This window comes from Paenibacillus shirakamiensis (assembly GCF_017874255.1).
Lineage (GTDB): Bacteria > Bacillota > Bacilli > Paenibacillales > Paenibacillaceae > Fontibacillus > Fontibacillus shirakamiensis.
In genome coordinates this window covers 711,172-731,146 of sequence record NZ_JAGGLD010000001.1, presented here as the reverse complement: position 1 = coordinate 731,146, position 19,975 = coordinate 711,172, and the positions used below count along the sequence as shown (strand labels likewise).

Genomic DNA, 19,975 nt, shown 5'->3' with positions numbered 1-19,975 from the left:
ATTTTCATGCTCAAGTTTAAGCTTGTTTCGAAACCTTACTAGGACCAAATCAATATTAGGAAGAGGTTGAAGGTGCCCAGAGTGTTCTTAATACAAAAAGGCCAAGTGGCAATATCCACCTGACCTTTGAACTACAATATTATGTTGTGATAGTCTATAAAATTAACTGGTAAAAAAGCCATCTAGCCTGCTGTGAGCACACCATTCTCCAAGTTTAATACTCGATCACATAAAGGAAGTACGCGTTCGTCATGAGTAACCATCACAGCGGCTTTCCCCTCTTTCTTGACTAGTGTGGCTAACATCTCCACGACATCATGGCCTCTGGAACCATCCAGACTTGCAGTAGGTTCATCCGCAAACATTACGGCTGGATCATTCATCCAAGCCCTCGCGATAGCCACCCGTTGACGCTCTCCCCCAGATAATTTATCTGGATAGTATTTGCTGCGCTCGGATAGACCCAGTCTTTGTAAAAGTTCCTGTGTGCGAATGGCCGCATCTTTATTGTCCATCCCAGCAAGTTTGCCTACTAACATCAATTGTTCTTGTACCCGCAGGTAAGGTATAAGATTTGCGCTCTGAAAAATAAAACCAATCTGCTGAAGGCGCAGCTTGGTCAGCTCCTGCTCACCTAGTCCACTAAGATCGATCCCATCTACATACACTTTGCCTTGTGTAGGGGTAAGAAGCGCTCCCGCTATAGATAAAAAGGTGCTTTTACCCGACCCAGATGGCCCAATAATCGCTACTAGTTCTCCAGGTTCTACCTGCAAAGATACTTTATTCAGAACGGTAAGACTAGACTCTCCGTCACCATATTTGTGTGTGATCTGATCGAGTACGAGTTTGGCTGAAGTCATGCGGCAACCCTCCCAATGGCATCTAAAGCGTCTGTTTTAGCTACTTTTAAGACCGAAATAATTGAACCGAGTAAGGCCATAGCCACGAACAAAGCTCCGGTGTAGAACATCGTCGTCCCACTTAGTTGAAATGGCATAGATGCAGGAAGCAGCATACCCACTCCTTTGACGGCTAATATTCCTAAAAGCAAGCTGGATAGTGTCAAGAACATTACTTGTCCAATCACACTACCTGCCAAATATTTAGTTGGCGTACCAATCGCTTTAAGCATACCAAACTGGCTGGTCTTCTGAATCGTAATGATGTAGAAGAATACGGCAAGAACGAATCCTGAAATGACGAATAAGAAACTGATCATCATGAGCAAGGAACCTTGCTCTTCTTTATATCCTGGGATCGCAGAAATCGCGGCTTTTTTCGTAATGACATCCACACTCTGCACCTTTGACTTCACTTGATCCACAAGAGCTTTATCACCTTGGATTGCTACTACATTCACATGATTAAGTGTACCTGCATTTTTACTTGTGATGAATTGCTGTCTCCATTCTTTCCACCCATCAGGACTCATGAATATTACAGGTGTATGGCTATATGATTCATTGTTAACAAATCCGCCCACCGTCCATGTAGTTCCCGTCATTGTATCCCTAAGCTGACTACCCAGCTTCACACCAGAGTCTTCCAGCTTCTGATCTACAAGAACGGAGCCCGACTTAAGATCAGCAAAAGCTTGGCCACTGATCTTCTCTGGTGCCAAGAAGCTTCCTTTATCCACGCTAAACATCGTAACATCTAGCTTTTGGTCACTACCCTCTGCTGTAACATTGGTCATTTGAAGGTTCAGTGATGCGGCCTTATCTTGGCCTACAATTTGCTGTGCTTCTTGGAGAGCATTCTCACTTAAATCTGAACGACTAAAGCGGGAATCCGATCCTTTTTGGAGCATAAAATAATCAGCCTGCATATTCTCAACCGATGATGCATTGGCATAAGCTAATCCCCGCGCAAGCCCCGTTACGAACAATACTAAGAATGACACTAATAGGAGCATCGTCATAATTAGAGCATATCGCGTCTTTGCAAATCTCATTTCTCGAAGTGCCAGATACATATTGTTTCCCTCCTCTGTATATTCACAGTATAGGGAGCCAACATGAACAATGGATGAACAACAAATTACATCTGCCTAATTCGGTTTGAGCATCGGCAGTTTTATGATAAAGGTCGTGCCATACCCCACTCTGCTCTTCACTTCTATGGTCCCTTCGTGCAGCTGTATAATTTTTTTTACAATAGATAGACCCAGTCCCGCACTGCCCGATGCTCTTTCACGGGATGCATCTCCTTTGTAGAAGCGGTCGAACAAGCGCTTTTGCTGTTCTTCATCTATTCCTTCCCCTGTATCCGCAACTTCAATAATACTCATTCGCTCAGCTTCTGACCCATTTATACGAATTGAGCGACCTTCCGGGATGTACTTCACGGCATTGGATAATAAGTTGGTCCAGACCTGAGAAAGAAGAACTTCATCTCCACAAACGCACATATCTTCTGGAATTTCTATGGTGATCGATAGGCTTTTTTCACTAAGCTGCCACTCTAGGGCCTGAACAATTTGTCTAAGCTGAGGTCTAAGCTTAAAAGATTTCATCACGAGCTGATGAGCCGCTTGATCTAGGGAAGAGAGCTGTAGAAGCTGCTTACTAAGTAGTGATAAATGTCGAGCTTCTTCCGTAATAATAGAAGCATAGTGGCTATATTCATCTGGGGTAATTTCGGGCCGGTTCAACGCTTGAGCAAACCCTTGAATGGATGTAAGCGGCGATTGTATTTCATGAGAGACGTTCGATACGAACTCCTGCCTCGATTGTTCGACACGTTCTAAATCCTTACTCATGATGGTGAAATTAGCAGCCAGCTGACCAATTTCATCTCTTCTACGGCCAGGCAGTGCCAGATTATATTGGCCTTGTGCAATTCGCTTCGTTGCCTCCGTCAATTTGGTTATCGGCTTCACAAGATACCGTGTACTCAGGAGGAAGAACAAAATACTGAACAGCACCGCAAATCCAAGAATCAGTGCGAAGAAGATCCTCAGTTCACCGAATTGAAGCAAAACATCAGGACGAATGAAAAGGGCATAGGCTTTGCCTTCTAACATTAGAGGAACACCAATCGTGTTGCTTAGTCGGTTATCAAAAAATCCAGTCACAAACAGCTTGTTAGGAAACTGGCCTACGCCGTGATAAATGGTCCCTTTAAGCACTTGCTGGATAGCTTCTGCGGTCAAGTCTCTTTCTCTGAAAGCTCCTCCATAATATTGCTCATGTCGCAAGCCATCTGTCATGAATATCTCATACCCCGAATCTGCAACACTCTTTAAGTACGGTTCCGCCACATTTTGATGCTGCTCCGCAAATGTCTGAATACTCCCCGCAACTTTCACCAGTTTCTCGTCATTGAAAGGCTTGAGCTTGACATGATAATAAATGTTCGAGAGTAGAAAACCAAGAAGACTACTTACAATCACCGTTGCGACTGTGATCCAAAAAACCCGGCTATACAAAGATTTCATACGTGCATAACCTCCAGCTTGTACCCTACTCCGCGGATCGTCTGAATCGCAAAATCTGCTTGATACGCCGAGAAACGCTGCCTTAGTCTCTTAATATGCACATCTACTGTGCGTTCATCTCCTTCATAGTCCTCTCCCCAGATTAGACGAATCAATTCTTCTCTTGTAAAAAGACGACTTGGATATTCCGCCAACTGCGTTAATAACTCAAACTCCTTCAAGGGAAGAAGAATCACCGATGAACCCTCTGTAATCTCATAATTGTTGCGGTCGATCGTCAATCTTCCCAAATGAATAATTGCACTTGCGGCGACCTGATACCTGCGAAATAGAGCCTTGATTCGGTATACGAGTTCTTCGGGCTCAAATGGCTTCGTTACATAATCATCCGTCCCTCGCTTGTAGCCTTGTTCTTTGTCCGGTAGCTGATCTTTGGCAGTCAATAATATGATAGGGAGATCGTAATTTTCCCTTATGTATTCGCACAGTTCCAGACCGTTCATTCCCGGCATCATTATATCGATAACTGCTAAATCTACAGGATTCACTTTAAGTATTTCGGTCGCTTCCAGTCCATCTTTTGCTTCGATGACCTTATAGTTCTCACGTGTCAACACATGCCTTAGCAGTGTACGAATGTGTAGATCATCGTCTGCGATTAGAATCCGCCTCACTTCCTACCCCTTCTTTCTCATGCTTATTAAGATTAGTATATCCTACTAAGAAAAGGAGCAGGACCTTGGCTTATGCCAAATTCCTGCTCCTGCCTTCCTTCTGCATCTTTATACTTACAGATCGTAGATGGCTTTGTATTTCTGTTCCAGATATTCGGCAAGATAATCAGGATTGAGATCTTCACCTGTCACTTCTTTAATAATTTCTTGTGGTTTGCGGCTTTTACCATACTTATAGATTTTATCAGTAAGCCATTCCTTAATCGGAGCGAAATTACCCGCCGCGATGAGTTCATCCAGATTCGGGAATTGTTTATTCAGCGTATGGGCAATCTGAGCCGCATACATATTACCAAGTGAATAGGAAGGGAAGTAGCCGAAGCTTCCGCCCGACCAGTGAACATCTTGTAACACGCCCACCCCATCGTTAGGAGGAGCAATTCCTAGATAACTTTCATATTTCTCATTCCATACTTTAGGTAGATCGTCCACACTTAGGTTGTCGTTGAAAAGTTGTTTTTCAATCTCATAGCGAATAATAACATGAAGGTTATACGTCAGTTCGTCCGCTTCAATCCGAATCAGAGAATTCTCCACACGGTTCACTGCGCGGTGGAAGTCTTCTAGCTTCACATCACCCAGCTGTTCTGGGAAATGACGCTGTAGATCACCATAATAACGATCCCAGAATGGACGACTACGTCCAATGACATTTTCCCAAAAGCGAGACTGCGATTCATGGATGCCCATCGAAGTTCCTTGTTGCAGTGGCGTTCCGGCCAGTTTCGGATCTACATTTTGTTCATACAGAGCATGCCCGCCTTCATGAAGGGAGCTAAAAATAGCACTCGTTACGTCGTCCTGAAGATATTTGGTCGTGATGCGGGCATCTCCAAGATTAAGTGTGGTCTGAAAAGGATGCTCACTTTCATCAATCCGCCCTGCATCAAAGTCATATCCGATTTGTTCCAACAAGAAAATGCTGAATTTCTTCTGCTGCTCCTTATCGAACAATTGATCTAGGAACTTCGTCTGCGGTTGATGTTCTGAAGCACGAATCGATTCTGCTAGTGGAACTAGTCGGTCCCGAAGCTGTGCAAATACTTGATCGAGCTTTACTGTTGTAAGATCCGGTTCATACATATGTAACAACGTATCATACCGAGTAGCGCGGGGACCCCAATAATCAATGAATTCTTGCAATTTAGCTACGATCTTCGTCAGGTAAGGAGCGAAGCCTGCAAAGTCAGCACGGTGCTTAAAGTCTTCCCACAACGTCTCGGACTGTGTCGTCAACACAACGAACTCTTCGTATTTCTCGGCAGGAATTTTGATGCTCCGATCATATTCTTCTTGCACGTCCTGCACGATGCGACGATTCACATCATCCAGTTGAGCTAGAACATCAGGCTGATTAAGAATTGATAAATATTGGCCCATTTCTTCGGATGTTGCAAGTTTAAAAGCCTCAGTAGATAGCAGTCCGATCGTCTCCGAACGGGATTCCGCAGCTTTCTTAGGCGCCCCCGTGCGAAGGTCCCAAGCCATCAATCCTACCGCTTCATAATAGTTTCTAATCTTTTTATTTAATGCTGTAAATGAATCTAAAGTCTGTTCAACTGCTTGTGCCATTCATTTCACCTCATTCTACAATTTGGGTGCTCCTCTTGATGATACTTATTACAATACGTATAATCAACTTTTGAGGCTAGTTTTTATTTATTCTTCTAAAGAAAGGGGTCCTATTTCATGAACGTCGTATTAGATGATCATGCCGTTCGCATATTTACAGCTAAGATTGGAGATTCACCCGGCCAAATTCGGCTGCTCTACGATACCGAAGGCTGCGGATGTGATGGCATTACTTCATTCCAGATTGTCAGTCAGCCGCAACCACATGATCAGCCTATTCAGAATGATATCTTTTCTTTTTGGGTAGATGGACAGCGGGCCATTTATTATGAAGAGAACCTTAGAATTAAAGGTGATCCTCTAGACAGTTCTTTCCGCCTTGAAGGGGATTCCCAGGTCTATAGTAGAAATGTTAAGATTGTTGACGCACGTTAAATTAAATGCATGTTAATTTCGAGGAGGATATCGGACGATGGATAAAATTATGGAGATTCTAGATTACAACAAGGGTTTTGTTGAGCAAAGAGATTATGAGTCTTATATCACCGACAAATTTCCAGATAAAAAGCTTGCTATTGTGACCTGTATGGATACTCGCTTGGTAGAGCTTCTTCCTAAAGCGATGAACCTTAAAAATGGGGATGCCAAAATCATCAAAAATGCGGGCGCCATCATTTCCCAACCATTCGGAAGTGTTATGCGTAGTGTCCTTGTAGCCATTTATGAATTAGGTGCGGAAGAAGTAATTGTTGTCGGTCATCTTGGTTGCGGTATGTCCACCATTAATTCAGACCGAATGATTGAATCGATGCATAAACGTGGAATTTCCCCCGAAGTATTCTCTACATTAGAGAATTCCGGCATTAAGCTCAAACGCTGGTTGCGTGGATTCAACACCGAGAGAGAAGGTGTAATCCAGACCGTTGAAATCATTAAAAACCATCCTCTACTTCCACCTAATCTGCCCGTACACGGTATGATTATCGATTCAACTACAGGCGCATTAGACCTAGTTGTGGACGGGCGTGAGTAGGAGATATCTGGCAAAACTATGATGATATGTAATGGCACAAGGCTCTTGGAGCTTTGTGCTTTTTTGTTGTTTTTGTAGAATTGAGTTGGGTTGGGTTGGGTTGGGTTGGGTTGGGTTGGGTTGGGTTGGGTTGGGTTGGGTTGCTTATCGATAATTTCTGGGGAACAGCTAGATTACAGTGGATTATTTTAGTTGATTTAAGATTCATATGAGCATATGAAGGATGAGACGAGTGTTCTATTGTCAGACTCTAACAAAATTCAGAACTCGTGATTAGAATTGTTATATATTTTACTATAATTCCGATAGCTACCAATTAACATAGAAAAGATGACTTCTGAGGAATTCAGAAATCATCTTTTTGCAAGTTAAGTATGAGTGTCTCTTTTAAACTACCCTTAAAACCCGGACAATCCAATTAACGAATTAAGGTCGTGTTCATATTATAGGATACATAGAGAGGATGCACAGTGAACGTTATATTTTTAAAGACACGTTTTATATTTTAATTCATAACTCACTTGAATAGTAGCATGTTAACTAACATGCCAAGCCAGTTCATCTTTTAAAGCTTCCAGCGTCGTTAAAGGTGCGTGGCAGGCAAAATTCTCACAAATATATACCGTAGCCTGGTCTTGAATTGCTGGTTTGTCTTCCAAATGAGGCAAGATCATGCGTAGATCCGCCCCTTGCTTCCCCTGATAGTTCACAATCAGCGCAGCTCCGGGTAAATAAGCAATTTGCACTGCACTTATCATTTCATGCAGCATCGGATCTTCAGCTCGGCCACTAATTACAATTTCTTTGCTTCCTTGGACTTGGTGAAGTACCCCCTGCAAGTACATCGAGTAACCTGTAGGATATTTACTTACTGTTCCTCCAAAAGCCTCTAATAACTTACCACCTACGATCTGAAGATCAGCATCCTGTGTAATTGCTGCCAAGCGATTCAATTGTACAGCCAATACGGAGTTCCCCGAAGGCAAGGCACCATCATAAATTTCTTTGCTCTGGGTTAGCAGTTGTTCTCCATCACGACCACTGAAGTAAAAAGCTCCATCTTGCTCATCATAAAACAAGCGGAATAGATTATCTTTTAATTCCAACACCCGCTTCAAATGAAGGGCTTGACCTGTAGCCTCAAACAATTCTAAACAGCCCCAAAGTAAGTAGGCATAATCATCTACATAAGCCTCATAAGCCGCCTCACCTTCCCGAAATCTCGCAAGTAGACGTCCATCCTCCCGACGGAGATGCTGCCAAAGGAACTCCGCGGCTCGTGCTGCGGCATTAGCATATACAGGTTTTTGTAGAGTTTTACCAGCTCTAGCTAGAGCCGCAAGCATTAATCCATTCCAAGCCGTGAGTATTTTATCATCCTTAGAAGGGTGAACTCGCTGTTCACGATACGCCCACAATTTAGTGCGGCATTCTTCGAGAAGCGTCTCAAGTCCTAGTAAAGACAACCCCCGCTCAGCAGCCACCTCTTCAAGCGATGGATGAATGAGATTGGGAATGTTCTTACTCTCGAAGTTGCCCTCTGGCGTAATATCATAGATGTGACAGTACGTGTGCATATCTTCCAGATCCAATACCTGCTCTATTTCTTCTCGGGTGAACACATAGAATTTGCCTTCTTCCCCTTCCGAATCCGCATCTTCCGCTGAATAAAACGCCCCTTCCGGTGAAATCATATCGCGCAGTACATAAGTGAAAATAGTCTCCGCAATCTCAGCGAACTTCTGCTCTCCCGTCGCTTGATACCCGTCTAGGTAAGCAATCGCTAGCAATGCATTATCATAGAGCATTTTCTCAAAATGGGGCACAAGCCACTGCTCATCCGTCGAATATCGCGCAAACCCAAATCCGACGTGATCGTAAATACCCCCGCGGTACATCGAATCGAGCGTATGTACAGCCATTCGAGTAGCCTCCGCGTGATTATAGGCTCGTCCATAGGCTAACAAAAGAGATAAATTATGCGGACTCGGGAACTTCGGTGCAGATCCAAAGCCACCATATACCGAATCGTAGCGCTTGATGAACTGCTCATAGGCTTCGTGCAGTAACCCCTCATGTACTTCGCCAGTGTGTGACGTTAGCGTATGTTGCTTCACTTCTTCCATCAGTTCGGTGCTTAGATCGACGATTCCCTGCTGATCCTTTTGCCAGCGGTCTCGAATTTGCTCCAGCATATCCATGAGCCCCATCCGCCCTAAGATGCTCCGCCTTGGAAAATACGTCCCCGCATAAAACGGCTGCTGGTCTGGCGTGAGCAACACATTTAAGGGCCATCCCCCCTGCCCTGTTAACGTCTGGCAGACGGCCATATACAGATTATCGATATCTGGACGCTCTTCCCGGTCCACTTTAATGGACACAAAGTTGTCGTTGAGTAGCTTCGCTACCTCTTCATTTTCAAATGATTCCCGCTCCATGACGTGGCACCAATGGCAGGTACGTGTGAATCTACAACTAGCTATACCCAATAGATAAGAGGATCGGCTTGTTGTCGCGCTTCGCGACTTCAAAAGCTTCTTCGGACCAAGGGAACCAGTTAAAATACTGCGACTATTCCTTGGCTAATTTATTGGTTCTTTTTGAGTTGTTGTGGAGCATCAACACTTTTCAATGGGATTTGGGTAAAGTATTGCTTAGGGTTAGTTTACCCAATTGGTGGTGGTAGAATTCTTTCAGAAGATAAAAAGTAGTTTCATTCAGATATTGGGATAGAATTCAACTAACTCACTTTCAAACTCGGAAATTGATTGATAACGTCGATTCCGTCTATCCATTGCCCTCAAAATCACTTTTTCACAAGTGACATGAACATATTTTATTTTTTTAGGAAGTTTACTGGTCAACAAATAAAACAAAAGTGCTCCGAGTGAATATATATCAGAGAGATTTGTAGAGTCCGCTAAACTATTTAGCTGTTCAGGATCAGTAAAATCCTCATGACCATAACCATGTTTTGATTTACCTGTATGTAAAGTATGGGACTCTGGATCTTTAGCTAACCCAAAATCAGCAATTTTCACTTCTAATTTTTCTCCCATCTCATAAATTAAAATATTTTTAGGAGCTAAATCACGGTGATATTTCTTTTTCCCATGAAGATACTTCACTCCCGATACAATACTTTTAAATATTTTAATGCGCTGCTCCTCAGAAGCGTTAGGATTATTCTTCAACCATTTGTCTAGTGAATAATTCGCTAATGGCATAGTAAACCAAAAAGGAGAACCTAACAAATGGATTTTCTCAACTGTGACTATGTTCTCATGATGTAGTTTTTCTGAAAGAAGTTTCACTTCTCTTTTAAAACGTAATATATATTCCGTTCCATCATTTTTGTAAGCTCGCTTAAAATGACTGCTTGGGAATAACACTTTACAAGCAACAATTTTATTTGTATACGGGTCAAATACTTTATAAACTACAGCAAAAGATCCCCTACCAAGTTCCTCTAAAACTATAAATTCAAATTGCTGCCTCACATATTCTATTTTCAATATATTCTTTCTTAATTTTATAATCTCTTTATCTAAATCGTTAGAAATAAACAATTGTGCCTCACAATAATTTTCCTTTATAAGTTTTTCCTTCAATACAGTAAAGGTCAATAAAAAACTCTCGAAAATAGAATTTTGAACTCCAATAAGTTTTAGAATAGTTTTAACGTTATCATCCATATTATTAATAGAAAGCAATATTTCGTTATGGTTAATATTACAAACCTCGAGGTTAGATATCCAAGTTATTATTGCTTGAAAGTCTTCGAGAGGTGAAATCATTATTAAAGGCGAGTCTAAGTTTCCATTGAGGTCAGGGAGAAGTATCGAATCCAGTTCTTTCAAAGTCAAACCAGTTAAAAATAATACATCGTCCTTATAGAGACTTAATACCTTAGGTTTATTCCAAATTTGATTTGATAAATAGCGTAAAGGTATTTTTTGTTCAGACTCCTCCAAACTAATGTAGTAAGCACATATTAAGATAATAGACTTATATTTTTTAAAGGAATTTCGATCGGCAATTGATACATCATTTTGATCTTTGATCTCGACATCTTTTATCCATTTCAATATATTTTCTTTTAATGGATTTTTAGTTTTATATATCAACCTATCTATCATGTTTGTTAATTTAAGTAACTCCACATTGAAGTCTGGCACCTCATTAGATAAATCCTCCAGTGCTCTAGGGTCAAGTTTTATAATTTTAGGAAGCCATTCAATACTTTTTCGAGGCTTTTGATTTTTAAAGATTACTTGTATGACCCCATCAATCAAAAGAATTTCTAGAGCATCATTTAAATCCTGCCATGAATAAGTTTGAAGAACTTGATTAACAAATGGATCATATTGCTTTGTACCTTTTGAGAGCAACTTAATTATATAATTCAATAACTCTTTTTTACCATGAGGTTTATTTAAAGTATTATCTATACCATGGTAATTTTGTCCGTTCGCCAACATTTCTACCGGAAAACGATAGTCTTTATATGCTTTACTTACTTCCAATCCAGCATGATTTTCGTCAATTTTGAAGATACGATTTAAAATCATGATATATCCACCTCTTTGCTACCTTCTAATTGATTGCTTATTAAAAACTTCTCCTAGCATGTTTTTTTAATATAAGGGGGTTTGCAAATTGTTTGTCCGGCTCACGAGCGCTACAAGTAAAAGCATGATCTATCCAATCAATAGTTTTTAATGACTCTCCTTGTTGATGTGTAATAAAATACTGGATATCGGTAATTTGTAAAAGTTGTCCGATTTCATTGCCACGGTCATCATCCACTCGGGCTTTTGGTTCATCCAAGAACATGATTGGCGCTGTTCGCCCGTTACTATTGTCACTTATGGCTGCTAACAAAATCATTAAGCTGGTACTGGCTTTTTGACCTGAACTGAGATCTGGGCCGTCGATTGCAACTGGCTCCTTCCCATCGTAACCAATAAACAAATGAATCTCCCAGGTTTCAGGTTCAGGTGTGATTTCGACCAATCTTCCTTTAGTTGAAGCTTTTAGCAAATCTGCTAAGTTTTCAAACTCAGAAATATACTCTTTCATAATCTCTTTTATATGACCACGGAATTGAAACAGTAAATCATTGCAAGTACGTTCTAACTCATTTCTATCTTCTTTCAGTCCTTGTAAATTCCGTATTAGTAACTCCACCTGTCCTTCCTGAGCTTCAACTAAACGGACAACTTCATCATTTATTGAAGAATCATAAAGTTCTACCTTTTCCTGACGTAGCGCATTTAACCTCTGCTGAATCTCCTTTGATGTAAGAAAATTTCCTAGTTTATCTCTAAAAGCACTTCCCTGTACCTCATAAAAAATAAATGCAACATCGTCGTCGCTTAGCCCAAGTGCCTTCACTTGTGACAATGCTTGTTGTACAAGTGAAGCAAGAGAATTCAATCTAGTTTGTAAAACATCATGTTTCATAGAAAGTTCATTCATCTTTTGTAATGCCTGAGTCTTTTGTTCATTAAATACCGATTGTTCTATCCCTGCATTACGCTCTTTTTTTCGGATTTCCTCTTTTTTCTCTTTGGCCTGGTCTTTTTGCTTTATTGCTTCCTCAATCAAATCTGATAGCATTTTTGATTCATCTAGAATCAAATGATAAGAACTCTCCATCTCAGGTAACTTTGCCAACAGCTCTTGATTTATAATAGCTGTGTTTACTTCATCTAATTCACTTTGACACTTATGAATATCTCCCTCTAGTTTTTTGAAAATCTCTTCTTGAATTGATAATAGTTCTTTGGTTCTTTTTTTCTCTTCTTCGATGGCTAATTTCCCACAACAAAGGCTGTGATACTTAAGATGAATCGCTCCATCACCATCTTGAAGGAGACCTTCGATTGTAACACTCTCTATGCCCTTAGCTTGCAGTGCATGGCCTTCTTCTACCGTTTCAACTAGATACACTTGGCTCAAGTTTTTCAAAAAGCCCTCGATCTTTTCTTGGTGGCTGATGTTGATGGCTGAGCGAATACTCGGATAAGGGACAACTTTTCTCACCAAAAAATCTTTCCCTTTGTTTGGTAAAGAAACACGAGCACCGTATCTAGCCCTTTGTTGTAGTTTTTTTGTAGGAAGATAATTCTCTGGTTCCACAATGATACGAAAACGATTATTTCCAATATAAGCCTCAATTGCTTCTTGCCATTTACTCATCTCCGGATTCACATTGATAGCATCAGCGAGCATTATGAATGGGATTTTATTCTTTTCAAGAATTTCTCGGAATTTTCTAGCATCTTCTCTGTAAGGTAGGAAATCTTTTTCTAGATCAGAGAGCTTTTGCTTCAGTTCAAAAAGTTTAATCCTTACTTGAGAAAAATCTATCTTCTTCTGATCCAAGCTCTCTACAAGAACATCATTTAGTTGTACTAAATAATCAATACTTTGGGGTTCAATGAGTTTCAACTCATTAATTTGTTCGACAAGAGTCTTAATATTAGTGTCTTTCACTCTTTTTTCGCTAGTGTGATGGGTAATATCATGATTAGCTTGCTCCTCAAACTTATCCCATCGATTATACTCCGTGTTCAGTTGTTCGATTTCTTTTTCCTTAAACTTTACTTGTACACTTAACTCATTTACTTTGTCAGTTTCAAGTTTAACATTGTCAATAACCTGAATTATTTCCTCATTTGTTGCCTTCAATGTATTCTGAGATTCAAAATATTCGAGCTTAATGAGTTTAAGTTCGATTTCCTTCACTTCTTTTTCTTTAGTCTGATAGAGGCGGAACTTTTGCGCTTTTTGCTTGGTTTCTTCAAATCGAGATTGTGCCTGTTCCATTTCTTCCTCTGCTCGTTCAATGGATATCTCTTGTACGCTTAATCTTTCTTTACTCTCATCGTAGCGTTTTTTATAATCCTTTGTACCTTTAAGATCAAAGATTAAATGGAAAATCTCACGAGGAGATGAGTTTACAACTTCCCTGATGGTATCAGGGCTCATTGCCATCAGATTCCGAAACTCTTTAGTCACTCCTAGACACTGCTCTAAAGTTTGAAGATATTTACTTACATTTAGTGCTGCTTCGCTGTAAGCTTTAGTATTCGTTTGAAGATCTACAAGATCGTTAAATTCACCATCAAAGATATAATAATCTCTCTGCCATGAATTTTGATCATTTTTATAAATTCTACAACATGCTGTAACTTCATCCTTGAATTTTCTAGCCGATTCAAAAGGGCGTAAACCATTAACAGGTAAGTTATAAAATGCTACTCTCACTACGGCCCAATTACTATTCTTTACATAGAATGAAAATGTTCGTTTGCTTTCAAAATGACTTGCGCCTAACATTAATCGAAGACCATCCCAAATTGTAGTTTTCCCATGGCCTGATGGCCCAATAAAAGCATTAACTTTTCCATGAACCTTATACGGTTCTTTTGTCATGGGAAGGTATCCCCAATATACAGTAGAGAAGTCTTTAATCAATATAACTCCTCCTCATTATTAGTGATCTCTTCTTCCTCGATTTTCTTAATAAAATTCAAACTGTCAGTAAATCCTTGAATCACATAATCGCATATATCCATCAACATATCGTTATGTAGCATGTACATACTAGGACCAACAGTTATTTTTGATTTACCTTTTTCTAAAAGGATATAATGATGCCTTTTTAGAGGTTTAAGCAAGGTTTCAATTGTTTTTCGTGGGCTTTGTTTTCCTTGTTGAAATTTAGCCCCATAGTTGTATACAATTTCATCAATCGTCAAACTCAGTTCACTTTCGGGATCAATATGATGCAGTTCTTTAGGAAGGACTAATTTGGTATAAATTACAGTAAGAAGCGCCATGTGCCTTCTGTCTAACCCTTTGATTTTCTTATGAAAATAATCAAACGAGGCTGAATCATATTCTTTTTTTAATCTTATGATATACCAATCTGTCCCTGGTGGATTAAGAAGTTCATATCCCATTAGAGATAGATACATTTGAACATCTCTAAAGAGCCGAATATCTTTTTCAATTGTCCCAATTTCTTTTTTTGAAACCCAACCATAGTGAAACATTGAGCAAATTCTTTGTGCCTCAGGATTAATAATGAACTCCTTATTCCGATCCATTTTCATCTCTCCAAACATAACACTCTGTTGTAATTTCTACAGGGCCTTCTGGTAACTCTTTATAAGAATCGTTTACTTTCAGTTTGAATACTTCTTTTTTCACAATCTCAGGATCATGGATACTTAATTCACGCGTCAGTTTAAGAAGTTGACCGGTCTTATACATAGCTTGCCCAAAGCTATGTATATCTTGAAAGAGTATTTCATCCATAGGTGCTACTTCTTTTAATTTCATTTTCACTACAAGCTCCTGATAAAAAAGTTCTAGAGGATTTTGAATTCGATCTAAAAATACTTCTTCTTCAATAATATCCACGGGTTTAGGGGGTGGCGTTGCTATAATCCCCTCTTTTTCATTTTGAAAAAACGATCTGGTCCTACTATCTATGATTTCTTCTCTTAATTGGTATACATGTTTTGGTGCCGAAAAGTTTTTTTCTGAAAAACTCGCTAAAATTTCTTGTGGCGCATCAAGAAGAGCCGCTTCTATCATTTCAGGAGAAATGAATTCGCCCAACCCTTTTTGACTTTCTCTTTGAAATTGAATGGCTATGGAAAGAATTTGCGTAGTCAAATTTAAAAGATTGCTTGTCAAATCAAAAAATTCATCATATTTCTCTCTTCCAAAAAATTTTCGATTGCTATTAAGTTTTTTTTGTGTGTCACTAATAACTTTTATTATCCCATGAGTATGTTTCCCGATTTCGAGAACTTCACGCCGCGAATTCTTTTGAATTACTCTATGAAGATAGTCTTTCCAGACTGCCAATTCTCGGAAGCCCATATTCTTAATTGATTCTGTTTGCTCTTCATTCATATTAAATTCATCAGCAAACTCTGCTAGCATAACAGTGGTTTTTATTTGCTCTTCCATTGAAAGATTTTCCTTAGCAAAGGACAGAAACATAGAAGATAAGAAAGACCTTACTTTACCTGGGATCTCATAATCAAATCCATCAAATACGATCCAACCTTTTTCTAAAAGTTCTTTGATCACTTTATCCCGATTCTTCTTGCTAATATAGCTTAAATAGTTTTGAGCATCTTCAATTGAAAATCGGCCAGCCTCGCTGGCTAATGTTTTTGCTCCTGCTAAAATTAGTGTTATCATTTGAGAATTTCTCAATTTAAATATATCGAATAATCTAAGATGCTTTTCGATGTTTTTGACCATTAGAATATCCTTATGAGATAAATCATAATCATTTTTCAATTCCTCAAAACTGTGACTATCAGAATTAAACATATTTTCAGATTCTTTGAGAAATTCTTCCAAATCGACCCTCTTTTCATAGAGTGTTTTTTTATGAAAAATTATATTTTTCCACTAACTTTGGGTTTGTTATAATTAAAAGTAATAATTAATAGGACGACTACCTCTTTTTCACGCTAAAATGATGGTGTAACAATTCTCTAGGCACTTTTAAAGCTCAAATCCTACTAAGATGAATTATTTAGGTATATTGTACCATATAAAAAGAGACATCTGGAATATTTTCCAGAGGCCTCCAATATTTATTCTCTATTCAAATCACTTATAACAAACCGTCAACTCCACCCTATTCCCTTCCCAATCATACACAATCCGCTACACCAGCTTCTTCAACGCCCGATTCTTCTCTTCACTTGTCACCGCAGCGCTCCACAACTCCCTAAACTCACCTATCCGCTCATATATCTGCTCCACAGTCGGGTAATTCCCTTCATCTACTACAACCTTCCGCAAATTCTTCAACTCTTCCTCCAACTTCTGTATCTGCCTTGATCGAACAGCCTTTCGCTCTAAAAACACTTGCTTCGTTATCATGTCCTCTTCATACGATTCATGCAGCTTGTCCAGCGCCCGCTTCTGTTTTTTCAACTCCTGCTCTTTGACCTCGATAATGACCTGTGTATCATTGTACCTACTTCCATGCAATTCAATCTCACGTAAAATGTTTGGATCTACATGAATAATCCGGTCATACAAAGCATTGAAGAAGTCAGCATCCATTACCTTGCCCCGCTGTTCACATTTGCTTCCATCTTTGTATTGATGATAGCACAATGCACTCCAGTGCTGCCCCTGCTTCTTGTTCTCTCCCACTCGGAATCTCATCCTTGAACCGCATTTTTCACAGTAAAGTAAGCCTGATAATGGAAAAATGTTACGTCTTGAATTTGGATTCAGCATGCGATTCTTAAGCAGCCGCTCCATAATTGCTTCATGTTCTTCCGGTGTTTTCAGCTTTTCATGTGTTCCCATGACTTTAATCCGCTCTTCTTCGGGAACCAATTCCACCTGTCCACGCTTGGAACGGGTTTTGCCATATGTGATGAAGCCCAAATGGATTTCGCTTGCCAGCAACCGTTGAACCGTAATATTTGACCAGCCTTGTTCTTTCCATCCGGCTTAATGTTGTATGGCGTGGGTATCTTGTTATCCGTCAACCAAATGGCGATATGACCAAGGTTTATTCCATTCAAATACTTCTCAACAATCGCTCGATAAATTGGACGCTTTGTTTCATCCACCAATACCGACCTTTTGTTCTTATCATAATAGTATGGAAACGGTGGCTTTCCATTTGTCCACATGCCTTTCTTCGCTCCTGCCTCTTTCCCCTGCTTCATTCTTCGCTTAATCGTTTTGTACTCTATTCGGGCAAAAATAGACATGAAATCAAATGATACATCGTCATTGTCTATTTCTAGATCGTATATCTTGTTTGGTGTGATAATGACCGTTTCTGAGTTTAAGAATGTATCTTTAATGAGCGCCCAATCCTTATTTTCTCCACGCCCTAAACGGTCAATATCCATGACCACTACCCCATCATAGAGCTTGTCTTCAACATGTCGAAGTAACTTCTGCATTTCCTTACGGGACTCTATCTTTTCACCAGAGGCCACTTCTTCATATAGCCTGTAGGTCCAATTTCGATTCTCGACCAAGGCGAGAAGGGTATCCCTATGCTTCGAGAGAACGTCTTCAAATTCACCATCATCCCGTGATTTTCTTAAATAAACGGCTACGTGTTTAATTGTTTTGCTTTCCATAATAGCTTCTACTCCAAACGTGTTAAATTTTTGCCGCCATCCAAGTAGAATGTTGAGCATTTTTGATGACACATCATCGAATATGACAACTGTAAAATTTTGGAGGCGTAATTCATGAATAAATGTGAATATGTAATCAAAGAAGTTAATCAGCCATCTGGCAAAGCGTTGCGGCAATTTCATGAGCATGTGATCGAGATATTGAGCCAAACTGTCCAAGTAGAGGCCGAGATAGACATACCTCTCCCCAAAGTGCATCATTCTACGCAAGACAGTCAGAAAAATTAACAAAATAAAAACAAGCCGGAGCACATGACCCATCCATGCTCCGGCTTGTTCTATTTGAGGTTATTTTGAATGAATTCTCGCTCCGACTTTTTCAGATACCTTAGTGAGTTCTCAAAGGAATACAAATAGATGGAGCGAAGCATCCTCAGCTTTTCTACTGAGCCATCCGCAATCACTTGTTTCATGGCAGGAATCATTTGGCTGTTCGTTATTCCAAATTTTCCTGGATTTACAATATCTTCAATGGCAAGTGGCGGCTCTTCTTTGCCATCATTTAGTTCTTGCTGCAACTCTTGTGTATTTTCTTCATTTAATATTACTTCCTGCTGTGACGTATCTTTTTGCTGATGTTTGCCATCATCTAGGTCAGCCACGCTCTCTTATTCTTCATGAATAATTGGTTTTTCCTTTAAGTTCTCATTAGCTACCTCAGTTGGAGTTGGTTCTTCCTGAACCGAGACCTCCTCACCCTGTTGAGCTTGTTCTTGTCCTGTATCTTCATGAACTTGAATATCTTCTGCCTCCATACTTGTCTGATCATTTTCACTTTGAAGCTGTTCTGACATCGTTTGTTCACCTTCCTGTTTAACCTGAGTATTTCCACGGCTATTTCTGCCTGAAACCCTATTCTTATTTGCCATCGCTCTAACTCCTATAAATTGGTATTTTTCATGAGTCGATCTTATCAACATGCTTGACCCACGTACACCATTTCTTCCGCTTAATATAGTAACTATTTTGCTATGTATCTTCATTTAAAAGGTAAAACAAAGCCCATAGTGAATTTCTACACTACAGGCTCATAAAGCTTGATTTAAATGAAGTTATAATGAATACTTTACGACAGGTTTCCCCAATCCCTAATGATTGTCCAAAGGTTCTTCCTTGTCCAGGTTGCAATTTGCTCCGGAATAAATGACTCTGCGGTTACCTCAAATTGGATGACTTGTTCTGGACTCAAACTCAGTAAATTTGGTTTTGGCTCGCTATCCAAGTCCCACATATGATATTTGTAAAATTTGATCTTTGCTCGTTCATTAGGTGACAAATCCAGCGGCGCACATCGTCTACTCCGTTCCTCTCCACTTCTGGTTGTAAACGTAACTCGTAGTAACCTTTTTCGCTGAATGGCATCTGCAAACATTAGCAGTATTTGTTTATCCATAATTAACACTTCCTGAACACGTTATTTCCACTTCTGCGGCTCAGTTTAAGCATATATCTTGTTGAGCAGAACATAACCTGATGGAATAGCTTAACATGAAAGTGTAAGATTCATTGAACAAAGAATTAACACTTTGACCACTTCAAGGCTATTCTTAGAAAAAAGCTATTCATCAAAATCAGTTTCCGCCCATACCTGCTCCCGACCAATCATCTGATCTCCTTTAAATAATGTTGTCCTTCCTTTTGTAAGCGTTCTCCACATTGTTTGCAGGAAAACCGTTCTTTACCAACCTACATGTTTAAACCAGATACTTTCATTGCTCGTACAAGTTTATTCCCACAAGAACAAGTTGCAACCCATACATACTTTACTTGTCCCGGATAAATGTTCGTTCCTTTGGCATTGATTTGCTTCATTAGTAAAACGCCTCCTTCATATGCTACTGAAAATGAAAAAGACGTTAACCAGATGTATTACATCCGTTAACGTCTTCATAGGTTAAGATTGAAATAAACATTATCTAGCTCTTGTCGAGTGATTCCTATGTATGCCAGAGTGACACTCGGTGCTGAATGGTTG

General features: G+C 39.7%; 17 protein-coding genes and 1 pseudogene. 2 read left to right on the top strand and 16 right to left on the bottom strand.

Translation table 11 applies throughout. From position 1 onward, the window contains the following. Positions 1-182: 182 nt before the first annotated feature. From J2Z69_RS03445 to J2Z69_RS03425, 5 genes are all read right to left on the bottom strand, one after another. Positions 183-863 (bottom strand): ABC transporter ATP-binding protein, encoded by a 681-nt coding sequence (locus J2Z69_RS03445; RefSeq protein ID WP_209859140.1) that lies wholly within the window; start codon positions 861-863, stop codon positions 183-185. Then, a complete protein-coding gene (locus J2Z69_RS03440) occupies positions 860-1,978 on the bottom strand; it encodes an ABC transporter permease (protein WP_209859138.1) in 1,119 nt (372 codons plus the stop codon). Before J2Z69_RS03440 ends, J2Z69_RS03445 begins: the two co-directional genes overlap by 4 nt. A gap of 75 nt (positions 1,979-2,053) precedes the next feature. Next, on the bottom strand, positions 2,054-3,442 hold the full coding sequence (locus J2Z69_RS03435) for a sensor histidine kinase (protein ID WP_209859136.1): 1,389 nt from the start codon (positions 3,440-3,442) through the stop codon (positions 2,054-2,056). Further along, positions 3,439-4,116 (bottom strand): response regulator transcription factor, encoded by a 678-nt coding sequence (locus J2Z69_RS03430; RefSeq protein WP_209859134.1) that lies wholly within the window; start codon positions 4,114-4,116, stop codon positions 3,439-3,441. Before J2Z69_RS03430 ends, J2Z69_RS03435 begins: the two co-directional genes overlap by 4 nt. Positions 4,117-4,230: 114 nt before the next feature. Beyond that, on the bottom strand, positions 4,231-5,748 hold the full coding sequence (locus J2Z69_RS03425; RefSeq protein ID WP_209859132.1) for a carboxypeptidase M32: 1,518 nt from the start codon (positions 5,746-5,748) through the stop codon (positions 4,231-4,233). 117 nt (positions 5,749-5,865) lie between these two features. Between J2Z69_RS03425 and J2Z69_RS03420 the strand changes: the two genes are divergently transcribed. Both J2Z69_RS03420 and J2Z69_RS03415 read left to right on the top strand, forming a co-directional pair. Beyond that, positions 5,866-6,183: an iron-sulfur cluster biosynthesis family protein gene (locus J2Z69_RS03420; RefSeq protein ID WP_209859130.1), complete on the top strand. Its 318-nt coding sequence runs from the start codon at positions 5,866-5,868 to the stop codon at positions 6,181-6,183. Positions 6,184-6,220: 37 nt separating this feature from the next. Further along, the gene (locus J2Z69_RS03415; protein ID WP_209859128.1) at positions 6,221-6,781 is read left to right on the top strand and encodes a beta-class carbonic anhydrase; all 561 of its coding nucleotides are present in this window, start codon (positions 6,221-6,223) and stop codon (positions 6,779-6,781) included. A 536-nt stretch (positions 6,782-7,317) separates the two neighbouring features. Here J2Z69_RS03415 and J2Z69_RS03410 read toward each other — a convergent pair. The 11 genes and pseudogenes from J2Z69_RS03410 to J2Z69_RS19245 form a co-directional block, all read right to left on the bottom strand. Beyond that, positions 7,318-9,400, bottom strand: a pseudogene (locus J2Z69_RS03410) (thioredoxin domain-containing protein). Between the two features lie 98 nt (positions 9,401-9,498). Next, on the bottom strand, positions 9,499-11,352 hold the full coding sequence (locus tag J2Z69_RS03400; RefSeq protein WP_209859125.1) for a serine/threonine-protein kinase: 1,854 nt from the start codon (positions 11,350-11,352) through the stop codon (positions 9,499-9,501). Positions 11,353-11,392: 40 nt separating this feature from the next. Beyond that, positions 11,393-14,266, bottom strand: coding sequence for an AAA family ATPase (locus tag J2Z69_RS03395; protein WP_209859124.1), 2,874 nt, complete (start codon positions 14,264-14,266; stop codon positions 11,393-11,395). After that, positions 14,263-14,901, bottom strand: a complete 639-nt coding sequence (locus J2Z69_RS03390; RefSeq protein WP_209859123.1) for a hypothetical protein — start codon at positions 14,899-14,901, stop codon at positions 14,263-14,265. Before J2Z69_RS03390 ends, J2Z69_RS03395 begins: the two co-directional genes overlap by 4 nt. Continuing rightward, positions 14,888-16,177 carry a hypothetical protein gene (locus tag J2Z69_RS03385; protein WP_209859122.1) on the bottom strand — a complete coding sequence of 430 codons (1,290 nt, stop codon included), beginning with the start codon at positions 16,175-16,177 and terminating at the stop codon, positions 14,888-14,890. Before J2Z69_RS03385 ends, J2Z69_RS03390 begins: the two co-directional genes overlap by 14 nt. Positions 16,178-16,489: 312 nt before the next feature. Then, on the bottom strand, positions 16,490-17,227 hold the full coding sequence (locus J2Z69_RS03380) for a recombinase zinc ribbon domain-containing protein (RefSeq protein ID WP_342591548.1): 738 nt from the start codon (positions 17,225-17,227) through the stop codon (positions 16,490-16,492). After that, a complete protein-coding gene (locus J2Z69_RS03375; protein WP_209859120.1) occupies positions 17,125-18,159 on the bottom strand; it encodes a recombinase family protein in 1,035 nt (344 codons plus the stop codon). The genes J2Z69_RS03380 and J2Z69_RS03375 overlap by 103 nt, the downstream gene beginning before the upstream one ends. Before the next feature lie 119 nt (positions 18,160-18,278). Next, complete coding sequence (locus J2Z69_RS03370) at positions 18,279-18,602, bottom strand: hypothetical protein (protein ID WP_209859118.1); 324 nt, start codon at positions 18,600-18,602, stop codon at positions 18,279-18,281. A 6-nt stretch (positions 18,603-18,608) separates the two neighbouring features. Next, the gene (locus J2Z69_RS03365; RefSeq protein WP_209859116.1) at positions 18,609-18,869 is read right to left on the bottom strand and encodes a hypothetical protein; all 261 of its coding nucleotides are present in this window, start codon (positions 18,867-18,869) and stop codon (positions 18,609-18,611) included. A 197-nt stretch (positions 18,870-19,066) separates the two neighbouring features. Further along, positions 19,067-19,393 carry a hypothetical protein gene (locus J2Z69_RS03360; protein ID WP_209859114.1) on the bottom strand — a complete coding sequence of 109 codons (327 nt, stop codon included), beginning with the start codon at positions 19,391-19,393 and terminating at the stop codon, positions 19,067-19,069. 293 nt (positions 19,394-19,686) lie between these two features. Then, a complete protein-coding gene (locus J2Z69_RS19245) occupies positions 19,687-19,812 on the bottom strand; it encodes a hypothetical protein (RefSeq protein WP_281069363.1) in 126 nt (41 codons plus the stop codon). Positions 19,813-19,975: the final 163 nt, after the last annotated feature.

Coding starts and splice junctions, on each gene's coding strand:
- J2Z69_RS03435 (WP_209859136.1), bottom strand. CDS start 3,442: ATGAAATCTTTGTATAGCCGGGTTTTTTGGATCACAGTCGCAACGGTG.
- J2Z69_RS03365 (WP_209859116.1), bottom strand. CDS start 18,869: ATGGCAAATAAGAATAGGGTTTCAGGCAGAAATAGCCGTGGAAATACT.
- J2Z69_RS03445 (WP_209859140.1), bottom strand. CDS start 863: ATGACTTCAGCCAAACTCGTACTCGATCAGATCACACACAAATATGGT.
- J2Z69_RS03425 (WP_209859132.1), bottom strand. CDS start 5,748: ATGGCACAAGCAGTTGAACAGACTTTAGATTCATTTACAGCATTAAAT.
- J2Z69_RS03360 (WP_209859114.1), bottom strand. CDS start 19,393: ATGGATAAACAAATACTGCTAATGTTTGCAGATGCCATTCAGCGAAAA.
- J2Z69_RS19245 (WP_281069363.1), bottom strand. CDS start 19,812: ATGAAGCAAATCAATGCCAAAGGAACGAACATTTATCCGGGACAAGTA.
- J2Z69_RS03440 (WP_209859138.1), bottom strand. CDS start 1,978: ATGTATCTGGCACTTCGAGAAATGAGATTTGCAAAGACGCGATATGCT.
- J2Z69_RS03400 (WP_209859125.1), bottom strand. CDS start 11,352: ATGATTTTAAATCGTATCTTCAAAATTGACGAAAATCATGCTGGATTG.
- J2Z69_RS03415 (WP_209859128.1), top strand. CDS start 6,221: ATGGATAAAATTATGGAGATTCTAGATTACAACAAGGGTTTTGTTGAG.
- J2Z69_RS03390 (WP_209859123.1), bottom strand. CDS start 14,901: ATGGATCGGAATAAGGAGTTCATTATTAATCCTGAGGCACAAAGAATT.
- J2Z69_RS03420 (WP_209859130.1), top strand. CDS start 5,866: ATGAACGTCGTATTAGATGATCATGCCGTTCGCATATTTACAGCTAAG.